This window comes from Nocardiopsis synnemataformans (genome assembly GCF_965343085.1).
GTDB lineage: Bacteria > Actinomycetota > Actinomycetes > Streptosporangiales > Streptosporangiaceae > Nocardiopsis > Nocardiopsis alborubida.
The window spans coordinates 25,773-38,395 of record NZ_CBDRFA010000046.1 but is presented as its reverse complement, the minus strand read 5'-3'; the positions used below and the strand labels follow the sequence as shown (position 1 = coordinate 38,395).

The 12,623-nt window shown below is 72.8% G+C and carries 9 protein-coding genes; 4 read left to right on the top strand and 5 right to left on the bottom strand.

Annotated features, from left to right (window positions below; all coding sequences use genetic code 11):
• The first annotated feature begins 34 nt into the window (after nucleotides 1-34).
• Both argS and ACSIH6_RS24390 read left to right on the top strand, forming a co-directional pair.
• Nucleotides 35-1,780 carry an arginine--tRNA ligase gene (gene argS, locus ACSIH6_RS24395; protein WP_435110639.1) on the top strand — a complete coding sequence of 582 codons (1,746 nt, stop codon included), beginning with the start codon at nucleotides 35-37 and terminating at the stop codon, nucleotides 1,778-1,780.
• Between the two features lie 338 nt (nucleotides 1,781-2,118).
• Nucleotides 2,119-2,727, top strand: coding sequence for a YceI family protein (locus tag ACSIH6_RS24390; protein ID WP_435110637.1), 609 nt, complete (start codon nucleotides 2,119-2,121; stop codon nucleotides 2,725-2,727).
• Nucleotides 2,728-2,785: 58 nt separating this feature from the next.
• Here ACSIH6_RS24390 and ACSIH6_RS24385 read toward each other — a convergent pair whose 3' ends face one another.
• The 3 genes from ACSIH6_RS24385 to ACSIH6_RS24375 form a co-directional block, all read right to left on the bottom strand.
• On the bottom strand, nucleotides 2,786-3,691 hold the full coding sequence (locus ACSIH6_RS24385) for a ribokinase (protein WP_435110636.1): 906 nt from the start codon (nucleotides 3,689-3,691) through the stop codon (nucleotides 2,786-2,788).
• Nucleotides 3,688-4,515 (bottom strand): exodeoxyribonuclease III, encoded by an 828-nt coding sequence (locus tag ACSIH6_RS24380; protein ID WP_435110635.1) that lies wholly within the window; start codon nucleotides 4,513-4,515, stop codon nucleotides 3,688-3,690. Before ACSIH6_RS24380 ends, ACSIH6_RS24385 begins: the two co-directional genes overlap by 4 nt.
• Before the next feature lie 65 nt (nucleotides 4,516-4,580).
• Complete coding sequence (locus tag ACSIH6_RS24375) at nucleotides 4,581-5,351, bottom strand: DUF1963 domain-containing protein (protein ID WP_435110634.1); 771 nt, start codon at nucleotides 5,349-5,351, stop codon at nucleotides 4,581-4,583.
• Nucleotides 5,352-5,747: 396 nt separating this feature from the next.
• On the opposite strand from ACSIH6_RS24375, the gene ACSIH6_RS24370 reads away from it, so the two are divergent.
• Both ACSIH6_RS24370 and ACSIH6_RS24365 read left to right on the top strand, forming a co-directional pair.
• The gene (locus ACSIH6_RS24370; protein WP_435110633.1) at nucleotides 5,748-7,688 is read left to right on the top strand and encodes an acyl-CoA dehydrogenase family protein; all 1,941 of its coding nucleotides are present in this window, start codon (nucleotides 5,748-5,750) and stop codon (nucleotides 7,686-7,688) included.
• A gap of 82 nt (nucleotides 7,689-7,770) precedes the next feature.
• Nucleotides 7,771-9,003 carry a winged helix-turn-helix domain-containing protein gene (locus tag ACSIH6_RS24365; RefSeq protein WP_435110632.1) on the top strand — a complete coding sequence of 411 codons (1,233 nt, stop codon included), beginning with the start codon at nucleotides 7,771-7,773 and terminating at the stop codon, nucleotides 9,001-9,003.
• Nucleotides 9,004-9,069: 66 nt separating this feature from the next.
• On the opposite strand, the gene ACSIH6_RS24360 is transcribed toward ACSIH6_RS24365, so the two are convergent.
• Together ACSIH6_RS24360 and ACSIH6_RS24355 are read right to left on the bottom strand one after the other, a co-directional pair.
• Entirely contained in the window at nucleotides 9,070-10,212 is a 1,143-nt protein-coding gene (locus ACSIH6_RS24360) for an acetyl-CoA C-acetyltransferase (RefSeq protein ID WP_435110631.1), read from the bottom strand.
• Between the two features lie 192 nt (nucleotides 10,213-10,404).
• Nucleotides 10,405-12,435, bottom strand: coding sequence for an MDR family MFS transporter (locus ACSIH6_RS24355; RefSeq protein WP_435110630.1), 2,031 nt, complete (start codon nucleotides 12,433-12,435; stop codon nucleotides 10,405-10,407).
• Nucleotides 12,436-12,623 lie beyond the last annotated feature (188 nt).

Genomic DNA, 12,623 nt, shown 5'->3' with positions numbered 1-12,623 from the left:
CGGGAGGGGCGGCTCCGGTCGGTACGCTTGGTGCATGGCCGACCCGCAGGAAGTACTCTCGCGACGGGTCCAGTCCGCCCTCGGCGCCGCCTTCGGCCCCGAGTTCGCCGACACCGACCCCGTCATCCGCCCGTCCCAGTTCGCCGACTACCAGGCGAACGCCGCGCTCGCGCTCGCCAAGCGACTGGGCCGAAAGCCGCGTGAGGTGTCCGCGGCGATCATGGAGCACCTGGACGTGGCCGACGTCTGCCGCGACGCCGAGGTCAGCGGGCCGGGCTTCATCAACCTGACGCTGCGCGAGGACTGGATCGCCGGGCAGACCCGCCAGCTCCTGGACGACCCGCGGCTGGGGGTCCCCGAACAGGAGCGCCAGAACATCCCGCTGGACTACTCCGCGCCCAACGTGGCCAAGGAGATGCACGTCGGGCACCTGCGCACCACCGTGGTCGGCGACGCGCTCGCGCGCTCCCTGGAGTTCCTGGGCCACAACGTCATCCGCCAGAACCACATCGGCGACTGGGGCACCCCCTTCGGCATGCTCATCGAGCACCTGCTGGAGGTGGGCGAGGACTCCCCCGAGGCGGACCTGGTCACCACCGACCCCAACGCCTTCTACCAGGCGGCCCGGACCAAGTTCGACGCGTCGGGTCCCGGCTCCGACGGCTTCGCCGCGCGCGCCCGCCGCCGCGTGGTCTCCCTCCAGAGCGGCGACGAGGAGACGCTGCGCCTGTGGCGCAAGCTCGTCGGCCTCTCCAAGGTCTACTTCAACAAGGTGTACGCCAGGCTCGGCGTGACCCTCACCGACGAGGACCTCGCCGGGGAGAGCAGCTACAACGCCGCGCTCGCCGACGTGTGCGAGGAGCTGGAGGCCAAGGGCATCGCCGAGGTCAGCGACGGCGCCCTGTGCGTGTTCCTGGAGGGCTTCACCGGCCGCGAGGACAAGCCCGTCCCGCTGATCGTGCGCAAGAGCGACGGCGGCTACGGCTACGCCACCACCGACCTGGCCACCGTCCGCCACCGCGTGGACGACCTCAAGGCCGACCGCATCCTGTACGTGGTCGGCGCCCCGCAGGCCATGCACTTCAAGATGGTGTGGGCCGCCGCCCGCGAGGCCGGGTGGCTGCCCGAGGGCGTCGAGACCGTCCACGTGCAGATCGGCAACGTGCTGGGCAGCGACGGCAAGATCCTGCGCACCCGCAGCGGCGCGCCGGTGCGTCTCATGGCGCTGCTGGACGAGGCCGTCGAACGCGCCGCCGCGGTGGTCGCGCAGAACCGCCCCGACCTGGACGCCCGGGGCCAGGCCGAGATCGCCCGCCAGGTCGGCATCGGCGCGGTCAAGTACGCCGACCTGTCGGTCGCGCACGACACCGAGTACACCTTCGACTTCGACCGGATGCTGGCCCTGACCGGCAACACCGGCCCCTACCTCCAGTACGCCCAGGCCCGGATCCGGTCCATCTTCCGCAAGGGCGGCCTGGAGCTGTCGCAGGCCAGGGGGGACATCAGCGTCTCCGAGGGCGCCGAGCGCGACCTGGCGCTCAAGCTGCTGGAGTTCGGCGCGGTGGTGGCGCAGGTCGGTGACCTGCTCCAGCCGCACCGGCTCTCCACGTACCTGTTCGAGCTGGCGCAGTCCCTGACGGCCTTCTACGAGCACTGCCCGGTGCTGACCGCCCAGAGCGAGGCCGAGCGCGAGTCGCGCCTGGCGCTGGTCGCGGTGGCGTTCCGGGTCCTGGTCCAGGGCCTGGACCTGCTGGGCGTGGAGGCTCCCGAGCACATGTAGCGGCGCGGACGCGGGTCCACCGGACGCGCGCACGTGGAGGAGGCCGGGGCGGCGGTTGCCCCGGCCTCCTTCGCGTGCGTGCCGGTACCCGTGCGCGTGCGGGTCTTCACGCACCGTGTCCACCCGGCGCCGCGCGGCTGACCGGTTCCGGCCGCCGAAAGCCGCCCGGGAGATCTCACACGGGCGAACCGCCTCGCCAGGGGCGGTTTCCGCGCGTGCGCGGCCACCGAGTCGAAGATCTCGCCTCCGGCCGGGCCGGAACCTCGTTCTCCGGCGGGGCGTCAGACCTAAGGTATGTGGACAAAAGCCATAGATAAGACAAAAGGGAGAAATCGGTTATGACAACCGCCCCCGCGGAGATCGGCCCCAGACCCGGCACCTGGTACCTCGACCCCCTGCACTCCAGCCTGATCTTCGTCGCCCACTACCTGCGCTTCGGCCGGGTCCAGGGCACGTTCGGCCAGGCCTGGGGCCGCGTCGCCGTCGCGGAGGAGCCCGAACGGTCCGCGGTGGAGGTCGTCCTCGACGCCGCCAGCGTCAACACCGGCGTGGGCGCGCGCGACGCCCACCTGCGCTCCCCCGACTTCCTGGACGTGGACCACCACCCCGAGCTGCGCTTCGTCTCCACCGGGCTGGAGCCGAGCGGACGCAACCGCAACGCCTTCCGCCTGCACGGCGACCTGACCATCCACGGCACGACCGTGCCCACCGTGCTGGACGCCCAGTGGGTGGGCGAGGCCCCGGACTACGCGTCCCCCGAGGACACCCACGGCCACTTCTTCTCCGCCACCACCCGGATCCGCCTCTCGGACTTCGGCGTGGGCGACGGCGGGCCGTTGCCCTGGGGAGGCCGCATGGTGGGCGACACGGTCGACATCGTGCTGGAGGTGCGCCTCCAGAACCAGGACCCCGCCCCCTTCCTCAGGCAGATCGGGCACACGCCCTGAGGAGCGCCTGCCCGAACGCGCGGGGTCCCGCGGAAACCAGGGAGGGGGCGCGGCGGCCTCAGCCTCCGAGCAGCGCCTCGACCTCGTCCCGGGAGGCCATCGACGAACTGGCGCCGTGCCGCTGGACCGAGAGCGCGGCCGCCGCGGCGGCGAAGCGCATGGCCTCCTCGGGCGTGCGGCCCTCCGCGCGGGCGACCGCGAACGACCCGCAGAAGACGTCCCCGGCCGCCGTGGTGTCCACCGCCTCCACCCGGAGCGCGGGAACGTGCACCGGCTCGGTCCCCCTGCGACCGTGGAGCGAGCCGTCCTCGCCCAGGGTCAGCAGCACCTCCGGAACCAGTTCCAGCAGCGCCGCCAGCGCCTCACGCGGCTCGGCGCGGCCGGTGATCGCGGCCGCCTCGTGCTGGTTGGGAACCAGGACGTCCACCGACTCCAGGAGTTCGGCGGGCAGCTCGCGCGCGGGAGCCGGGGTCAGGTAGACCGGGACGCCCAGCTCGCGGCCGGTGCGCGCGGCCGAGACCACCGCCTCCATGGGCAGTTCGAGCTGGAGCAGCAGGGCGGCGCTGCCCCCGATGATCCCGGGGTCGCCCGAGGCCACACCGGTGACCTCGCCGTTGGCCCCGGGCACGACGATGATCGAGTTGCCGCCCCCGCCGTCCACGACGATGTGCGCCACCCCCGAAGCCCCGGGCACCGCGCGCAGCCCGGACACGTCGACGCCGCTGTCGACGAGGTTGGCGCGCAGGCCCTCCCCGAAGGAGTCCTCGCCCACCGCGCCGAGGAAGGCCACGTCGGCCCCGGCCCTGGCCGCGGCGACGGCCTGGTTGGCGCCCTTGCCGCCGGGCACCTGGCGAAAGGCCGTGCCGGTGACCGTCTCACCGCTGGCGGGTACCTGCTCGACGTAGGCGACCAGGTCCATGTTGACGCTGCCGAAGACCGCCACACGCGGCGCCGCGGCGCTCACTTGGCCGCCTCCCTGGCCACGGCCTCACCGCTGTCGCCGTCCAGGCCCACGATGACCGGGGCGTGGTCGGAGGCGCCCTTGCCCTTGCGCTCCTCGCGGTCGATGCTCGCGCCGCTGACGCGGTCGCGCAGCGCCGGGGAGGCGAGCACGAAGTCGATGCGCATGCCCCTGCGCTTGGGGAAGGCCAGGCCCTTGTAGTCCCAGTAGGTGTACACGCCGGGGCCGGGGGTGTGGGCGCGCACGACCTCGTCGAACCCGGTGCCGACCAGCTTGTCGAAGGCCATGCGCTCGGGCTCGGTGACGTGGGTGCTGCCTTCGAAGGCGGCCATGTCCCACACGTCCTCGTCGCGGGGGGCGATGTTGAAGTCGCCGACGTAGGCGATCTGGGCGTCGGGGTCGGCGGCCAGGCTGGCGGCGCCCGCCTCGCGCAGCGCCTCCAGCCAGCGGAGCTTGTAGGCGTAGTGGGGGTGGTCGACCTCGCGCCCGTTGGGCACGTACAGGCTCCACACCTGCACGCCCGCGCAGGTGGCGCCGACGGCGCGGGCCTCGGCCTCCTCGGGGTCGCCGTAGCCGGGCTGGCCGGGGAAGCCGATCCGCACGTCCTCCAGGCCGACGCGGGAGGCGATCGCGACCCCGTTCCACTGGGACAGGCCGTGGTGGGCCACCTCGTAGCCGCGGTCGGTGAGGACCGAGGCGGGGAACTGGTCGTCCCGGGCCTTGGTCTCCTGGATGGCGAGGACGTCGACGTCGCTCCGGTCCAGCCAGGCGCCGATCCGCTCGGCCCTGGCCCGGGCACTGTTCACATTCCATGTCGCGATACGCACAGCAGAAGGCTAGGCCATGGCGGTGACGGGACCGGCCCCGCCGGGAGGCCGGTCCGGCGTGTCCGTCAGGGGTGGGAGGTCAGCACCCCGCCCATCGCCTTCGCGAAGTCCATGGCCTCCAGGTCGTGGCGGTACATGACCCACACCGCGTACCCGGTCCAGCCGGGGGCGCCGCACAGCTCGTAGTTCGCCTGGGCCAGCAGCACGTACTCCCCTCCGTCGCGCTCGTGGTCCGCCGGGGTCTGGACGAAGGGCGGATCCTGCGGCGGGTAGGCGTACCCGCCCAGGAGCAGGTCGGCCCGGCGCACGTGGTCCGCACGGTCGTGCTGCTCCAACCGGTGCTCCCGGTAGACCCGCTTCGTCTCTCCATCCGCGACGACGGCGCCGTCGGCACTCGTTGGCATGCTCCAGGCCGACCGGGCGTAGAGGGGGTACGGATCCGTGTGGGGTGTGCCCTCGTCGGGGGTGCGTTCGGCCGCGGCCGCCCCCGCGGGGACGTGGACCACGGCGCCGTCGCCCGCGGACCCGTCGGGGTCGCGCCGGTTGGCGAAGAACAGCAGTTGACCGTCCTCGGGTAGCGGGAGGTCGAGCGCCTCCCGCGGCAGGGCCGCGCAGTCCACGGAGGCGATGAGGTCCGGGAAGCCGTTCCAGTCGACGTCCGGGGGGAGGACGGGACGGCCGCCGTACCGCCCGGCGAGGATCCCGCCGCCCTCGTCCGTGGGGCCCAGCCCGATCTGGGGGCGGGCCAGGCGCAGGGCCGTGTCGATGGCGTGGTCCGGCACGCCGCTCCGGCGGGCCGAGTCGCGGTACTCCTCGAAACTGTCCATGACGGACATTCTGGCGCACCGGGGGACATCCCGCCGCGCGGGTGGGCACGCGAGGGGGGAACGGGAAAACGAGCCTGTGGACAACGGGAACGCGGGGCCCCCGCCGGGGAGAATGCGAGGAAGGGGCCGTCCGTGCCCCGCTCCTCGGGGGCGCGGGGCACGGAGGCGGTCGTGGCCCCGGTGCGGCCGTCCTCCGCACCGGGGCGTGCGCGACTCCCGGCACATGCCCGGTCGTTGTTGTCGCGTTCTGTTGGACGGCTTTCCACCGCCGGAGGTTCGCATTGGGTCAAAGGTTTTTGGACGCTCCCCACCGGTCCGGCGCGCGGTGCCCGCGCGTGGGAGCGACACCGGCGGGTAGTCCTGTGATGCAGACCACACACCACTGTCCCTCGGTGAGGAGCGCGCATGCCAGCGGACGGATCCGGATCCAGCACCACCCCGCCCCCCGAGGTCGACGAGCGCCGGGCCCGAGCCGTGGCGGAGCAGGCCCGCGAGAGCGGCTGGCAGCGGCCCAGCTTCGCCAAGGAGCTGTACCTGGGACGGCTGCGCCTGGACCTGATCCACCCCCTGACCAGACCGGACGAGCAGGCGCGGCTCCGGGGCGAGGCCTTCCTGGCGGACCTGCGCGGTTTCTGCGAGGGCATCGACTCCCAGCGCGTCGAGCGCGAGGAGCGCATCCCCGACGAGGTGGTCGCGGGCCTGCGCGAGCTGGGCGCGCTCGGCATGAAGATCCCCGTCGAGTACGGCGGCCTGGGGCTGGGCCAGGTCCACTACAACCGCGCCCTGGCACTGGTCGGTTCGGCCTCCCCCGCGATCGGCGCCCTGCTCTCGGCCCACCAGTCCATCGGCGTCCCCCAGCCCGTCTCCATGTTCGGCACCGAGGAGCAGAAGCGGCGGTTCCTGCCCCGCTGCGCGCGCGAGGACATCAGCGCGTTCCTGCTCACCGAGCCCGACGTGGGCAGCGACCCGGCGCGGCTGCACACCACCGCCACGCCGGACGGGGACGGGTACCTGCTGGACGGGGTGAAGCTGTGGACCACCAACGGCGTGGTCGCCGACCTGCTCGTGGTCATGGCCAGGGTGCCCGGGGGCCCCGGGCGCCGGGGCGGCATCACCGCCTTCGTCGTGGAGGGCGACTCCCCCGGCGTCACCGTGGAGCGGCGCAACCGGTTCATGGGGCTGCGGGGCCTGGAGAACGGCGTCACCCGGCTGCACCGGGTGCGGGTCCCCGCGGCCGACCGGATCGGCGAGGAGGGGCAGGGGCTGCGCATCGCGCTGTCCACCCTCAACACCGGGCGGCTCTCCCTGCCCGCCATGTGCGTGGGGGCGGGCAAGTGGGCCACCCGGATCTCCCGCGAGTGGTCGCGCGAGCGCGTCCAGTGGGGCCGCCCCGTCGGCAGGCACGAGGAGGTGGCCAAGAAGATCTCCTACATCGCCGCCACCACCTACGCCATGGAGGCCATGCTCGACCTGGCGGGCCAGATGGCCGACGACGAACGCAACGACATCCGCATCGAGGCGGCCATCGCCAAGCTGTGGGCGTCCGAGCACGCCTACACCATCGCCGACGAGCTGGTGCAGATCCGCGGCGGGCGCGGCTTCGAGACCGCTGACTCCCTGGCGGCGCGCGGCGAGCGCGGCGTTCCCGCCGAGCAGCTGCTGCGCGACCTGCGCATCAACCGGATCTTCGAGGGTTCGACCGAGATCATGCACCTGCTCATCGCCCGCGAGGCGGTGGACGCGCACCTGTCGGTGGCCGGGGACCTCATCGACCCCGAGGCCGCACGAGCCGACAGGGCCAAAGCGCTGGCCCGGGCGGGCGGGTTCTACGCGAGGTGGCTGCCCACGCTGGCGGTCGGCCAGGGGCAGGTGCCCTCGGCGTTCGCCGACTTCGGGCCGCTCGCCCCGCACCTGCGGTACGTGGAGCGCACCTGTCGCAGGCTCGCCCGGTCCACGTTCTACGGGATGTCGCGCTGGCAGGGAGGGCTGGAGGTCAAACAGGGCTTCCTCGCGCGGATCGTGGACATCGGCGCGGAGCTGTTCGCGATGAGCGCGGTGATCGTGCGCGCCCGCGACGACGCCGAGACCCATCCCGAGCGCGGCAGCGGCCCCCACGAACTGGCCGACGTGTTCTGCCGCCAGTCACGGCTGCGGATCGACACCCTCTTCACGGGCCTGTGGTCCAACACCGACACCGTGGACGGCAAGCTGTCCCGGCGCCTGATGGACGACGCGTACACCTGGTTGGAGGAGGGCGTGGTCGACCCCTCCCTGCCCGGGCCGCTGATCGCGCCGACCGTCCCGGGACCGTCGAAGGAGGACAACCAGCACCGGCGCATGGGCTGAACCCCGGGACTACGGGAAGCGGGCGCACGGGCCTCGTGCCCCGGGAGAGCGGACTGTCGGCGGTCGGGGTTACGGTGGCGCAATGGCAGAACCGCACCCCCGCCGCGACGCGGAACTCTCCCTCTCCCAGGCGCGCAGGATCGCGCTCGCCGCCCAGGGGTTCAGCGACCCCAGGCCCGCCGGGAAGCCGACCCTCGCCCACCTGGCGCGGGTGGTGCGCAGGGTGGGCATCCTCCAGATCGACAGCGTGAACGTGCTGGCCCGCAGCCAGTACCTGCCGGTCTTCGCGCGCATGGGCGCCTACGACACCGCCCTGCTGGACCGGGCGACCACCTCCGCGGCCGGGTCGGGGCCCGCCCGGCTGGTGGAGTGCTGGGCGCACGAGGCCAGTCTGGTGCCGCCCTCCACCCGCCAGCTCATGCGTTACCGGATGGAGCGCAACCGCGCCCAGAAGCGGGTGGGGTGGATGGACCGTATCCGGGAGGAGAAGCCCGAACTGGTCAAGGCGGTGCTGGAGGAGGTGGTGCGGCTAGGCCCGGCCAGCGCCCGGCGGGTGGAGGCGGCGCTGGCGCACGACGTGCCGCGCGCCAAGGACCACTGGGGCTGGAACTGGTCCGAGGTCAAGAGGTGCCTGGAGTACCTGTTCTGGATCGGCGACCTGTCCTCCAACGGGCGCAACGCGCAGTTCGAGCGGCTCTACGACCTGCCCGAGCGGGTGCTGCCGCCGGAGGTGTACGCGGCGCCGGAGACCACTCCGGAGGAGGCGCACCGGGAACTGGTGTCGATCGCCGCCCGCACCCACGGGGTGGCCACCGAGGCGTGCCTGCGCGACTACTTCCGCCTGAAGCACACCGAATCACGGGCGGCCGTCTCCGACCTGGTGGAGGCGGGTGAGCTGGTGCCGGTGCGGGTGCGGGGCTGGGACCGCACGGCCTACCTGCACCGGGACGCCCGGGTGCCGCGGAGCGTGCGGGCGCGGGCTCTGCTGAGCCCGTTCGACTCGCTGGTGTGGACGCGCGACCGGGCGGAGGAGCTGTTCGGGTTCCGGTACCGGTTGGAGATCTACGTGCCCGCCGCCAAGCGGGTGCACGGCTACTACGTGCTGCCGTTCCTGCTGGGCGAGGACCTGGTGGCGCGGGTGGACCTCAAGGCGGACCGCGCCTCGGGGACCCTGCTGGCGCAGCGGATCACCCTGGAGGACGGCGCCCCCGCCGAGACGGTGCCCGAACTGGTCGAGCAGCTGACCGAGATGGCCGCCTGGCTGGACCTGTCCAACGGCGTCGGCGGCCCGGCCCTCGCCTCCGCCGGACGCTAGACGTCGCCATCAGAGACCTGTGTGCTCGCGCACCCGCGAGCACACAGGCGGCGCGGTCCGGTGGAGCTAGACCCGCTCGATGATGGTGACGTTGGCCTGGCCGCCGCCCTCGCACATGGTCTGGAGGCCGTAGCGGCCGCCGGTGCGGTGCAGCTCGCCGACCAGCTTGGCCATGAGCACGGTGCCGGTGGCGCCCAGCGGGTGGCCGAGGGCGATGGCGCCGCCGTTGGGGTTGACCTTGGCCGGGTCGGCGCCCAGCTCCTGGATCCAGGACATCGGCACCGGGGCGAAGGCCTCGTTGATCTCGGTGACGTCGATGTCGTCGATGCCCAGGCCCGCCTTCTCCAGGGCGATCCGGGTCGCCGGGATGGGCGCGGTGAGCATGTACACGGGGTCGTCGCCCACGAGCGAGAGCTGCACGATCCGGGCCAGCGGGGTCAGGCCGTGCTGCTCGACCGCGCGCCCGGAGGCGATCAGGACCGCGCCCGCGCCGACGGAGATCTGGCTGGCCACGGCGGCGGTGAGCTCCCAGCCCTCGCGCAGCGGCTTCAGGCCCGCCATCTTCTCCAGGGTGGTGTCGGGGCGCACGCCCTCGTCGCGCTCCACCCCGGCCAGGGGGGCGATCTGCTCGTCGAAGTGGCCCGCCTCCAACGCCAGGGCCGCGCGCCGGTGGCTCTCCAGGGCGAACTCCTCCAGTTGCCCGCGCTTGAAGCCCCACTTCTCACACATGAGCTGGGCGCCGCGGAACTGGGAGATCTCCTGGAGGCCGTAGCGCTCGACCCAGCCGTCGCCGTACAGGCCGAGCCCGTTGTCGAGGGCGTACTGGACGTTGGCTCCCATGGGGACCATGCCCATGTTCTCCACGCCCGAGGCCACGACGAGGTCCTGGGTGCCGGACATGACGCCCTGGGCGGCGAAGTGGACGGCCTGCTGGGAGGAGCCGCACTGGCGGTCGATGGTGACGCCGGGGACGGACTCCGGGAGGCCCGCGGAGAGCCAGGCGGTGCGGGCGAGGTCGAGCGCCTGCGGTCCGACCTGGCTGACACAGCCCATGATGACGTCCTCGACCGCCGCCGGGTCCACCCCGGTCCGGGAGACGAGTTCCCTGAGCACGTGCGCTCCCAGGTCCGCCGGGTGCACGGCGGCCAGGGCGCCCTTCCTGGTGCCGACGGGGGTACGTACTGCGTCGACGATGTATGCCTCGGCCACGGGGTCCTCCAAGGGCCTGGATGACGGTTACGAACCGAACTGTATTCGGTTTCTCGGATCCGGCAAGCCCCCGCCCCCACGAACACCGCGCGCCCCTCCCCTGCCCTGACGGAATCGGAAGTGGTCTCCGTCACCGGGCGCACGCACGAGTCCGTGCTCGCGCAGGATGCGGTGCCCTCAGGCCCAGTGCCCTCAGGCCCGGTGGGCCCCGCTGTCCAGGTGCGCGGCGTCCCCCTCGTCTCCCAGGGTGTCGGTGGTGATCCGCTCCAGGGCGGCCACCACCTCCGGGTGTTCCTCGGGCCCGTAGTCGGCCAGCAGCGAGCGCAGCGCGGTGCGCTGGGCCTCGAACATCCTGCGGGCGGCGGACGCTCCGCGCCGGCTGAGCTCCCAGGGTTCGCCCCCACCGGCCAGGTAGCCCGCCTCGACCAGTTCCTGGTGGACCGGCGCCCAGTACTCGGCGGGTAGCCCCGACATCTCCACCAGTTCCCCGGGCGACAGCGGCCCGGTCACGCCCAGGTGGCTGAGCACCCAGCACGCGCGCGGCGAGACCTCCAGGCCCGCCGCCTCGCGCAGGCGCCCGTACATCTCGTCGGCGCCCTCCCGGCCGCAGGCCCGGAACACCTCCTTCTCCACGTGCGCGATGGCGCTGCGGCTCGCGGCGGCCACGGGTGGGATGGACTCGTCCAGGTCCGGGGAGTCGATGGTGGTGCGCAGCGGGACCTGCCGCAGGAACAGCGCCAGCACGAACCCGGCCAGGGCGACCGGGACCGCGCACAGGAAGACGGTGTCCACGGCGTCCGCGTAGGCCTGGAGGAAGGACGCCTGCGCCTGCGGGGTCAGCTGGTCCAGGCTGCGCGGGTCGCTCTCCAGCGCCGCGGGGTCCACCCCGGGCGGCAGCTGGATCTGCGCGGCCCGCTCGGCCAGGTTGGCCGCCAGCTGCCCGGAGAAGACGGCGCCGAACACCGCCGTGCCGAACGACCCCCCGATGGACCGGAAGAACGTCGCCGCCGAGGTGGCCACCCCCAGGTTCGCGTAGCTGGCGGCGTTCTGCACCACCACGACCACCACCTGCATCACCAGGCCCAGGCCCACGCCGAGGACGAAGAAGTAGAGCCCCATCTGCGGCATCGAGCTCTCCGGACCCAGCCGCGAGAGCAGGAGCAGGCCGAGGGAGGTCACCGCCATCCCCAGCACCGGGTAGATCTTGTAGTGACCGGTGCGGGTGACCAGGCGCCCGCTGGTGATCGAGGTCAGGAACAGGCCCAGCACCATCGGCAGCAGGTGCAGCCCCGAGGCCGTGGGCGACAGGCCGTGCACGATCTGTAGGAACAGCGGCAGGAAGGCCATCGACCCCATCATCGCGAAGCCCACGCAGAAGCCGATCGCCATGGCCACCACGATGGTCGGGTCGCGGAACAGGCTGAGCGGCATGACCGGGTCCGGCGCCCGCCGCGCGGACAGCCACCAGCCCACACCGAGCACCACGGCCGCGAAGCCGAGCCCGAGGACCTGCGGCGACGTCCACGAGTAGAGGCTGCCGCCCCAGGAGGCGACCAGCGTCAGGCAGATCGCGGTGGCGGCCAGCAGCACGATCCCGAAGTAGTCGATGCTCTGGCGGCCGGTCGGCTGGCGGCGAGGCAGCACCGCGAGCACCGTGGCGAAGGCCAGGACCCCCAGCGGCAGGTTGACGTAGAACACCCACCGCCAGGACAGGTGGTCGACGAACAGTCCGCCGAGCAGCGGACCCGCCACGCTGGAGATTCCGAACACCGCGCCGAACAGCCCCTGGTACTTGCCGCGCTCGCGGGGCGAGACGACGTCACCGATGATGGCGGAGGCCAGCACCATGAGCCCTCCGCCGCCGACGCCCTGGAGCGCGCGGAAGAGGATGAGCTGGAGCATGTCCTGGGCGGTCCCGCACAGGGCCGAGCCGACCAGGAAGACGGTGATGCAGATGAGGAAGAGCTGCTTGCGGCCGAACTGGTCGCCGAGTTTGCCCCACAGCGGGGTGACGGCCGTGACCGCGAGCAGGTAGGCGGTGATCACCCACGACAGGTGGTTGAGTCCGCCGAGTTCGGACACGATCGTGGGCAGCGCGGTGGACACGATCGTCTGGTCCAGGGCCGACAGCAGCACGGTGAGCATCAGCGCGCTCATGATCAGCGCGATCCTGCCGCCCCGGTGCTCCCGTCGCTCCCGTCGCCCGGCCTCGTGCTGGGCCATGGCCCTCATCCCCTCCTCCGGCCGGGCCGCGGGCGGCCCCGCCCCTCGGCTACCGGCTCCGCTGCCGCCACCCTAGGAAGCCGTCGCACCCGAGCCCCGTGGGAACCGCCGACTCGGGTACCACGGGCACGGGAACTTTGCCCGGGCTTGGACTGTCCCCTTCAAAACAGAATCTTGTTCGGTTACTG

Excerpts from the sequence above, each read along its gene's own strand:
- argS (WP_435110639.1), top strand. The coding sequence starts at position 35 with ATGGCCGACCCGCAGGAAGTACTCTCGCGACGGGTCCAGTCCGCCCTC.
- ACSIH6_RS24390 (WP_435110637.1), top strand. The coding sequence starts at position 2,119 with ATGACAACCGCCCCCGCGGAGATCGGCCCCAGACCCGGCACCTGGTAC.
- ACSIH6_RS24375 (WP_435110634.1), bottom strand. The coding sequence starts at position 5,351 with ATGTCCGTCATGGACAGTTTCGAGGAGTACCGCGACTCGGCCCGCCGG.
- ACSIH6_RS24370 (WP_435110633.1), top strand. The coding sequence starts at position 5,748 with ATGCCAGCGGACGGATCCGGATCCAGCACCACCCCGCCCCCCGAGGTC.
- ACSIH6_RS24365 (WP_435110632.1), top strand. The coding sequence starts at position 7,771 with ATGGCAGAACCGCACCCCCGCCGCGACGCGGAACTCTCCCTCTCCCAG.
- ACSIH6_RS24355 (WP_435110630.1), bottom strand. The coding sequence starts at position 12,435 with ATGGCCCAGCACGAGGCCGGGCGACGGGAGCGACGGGAGCACCGGGGC.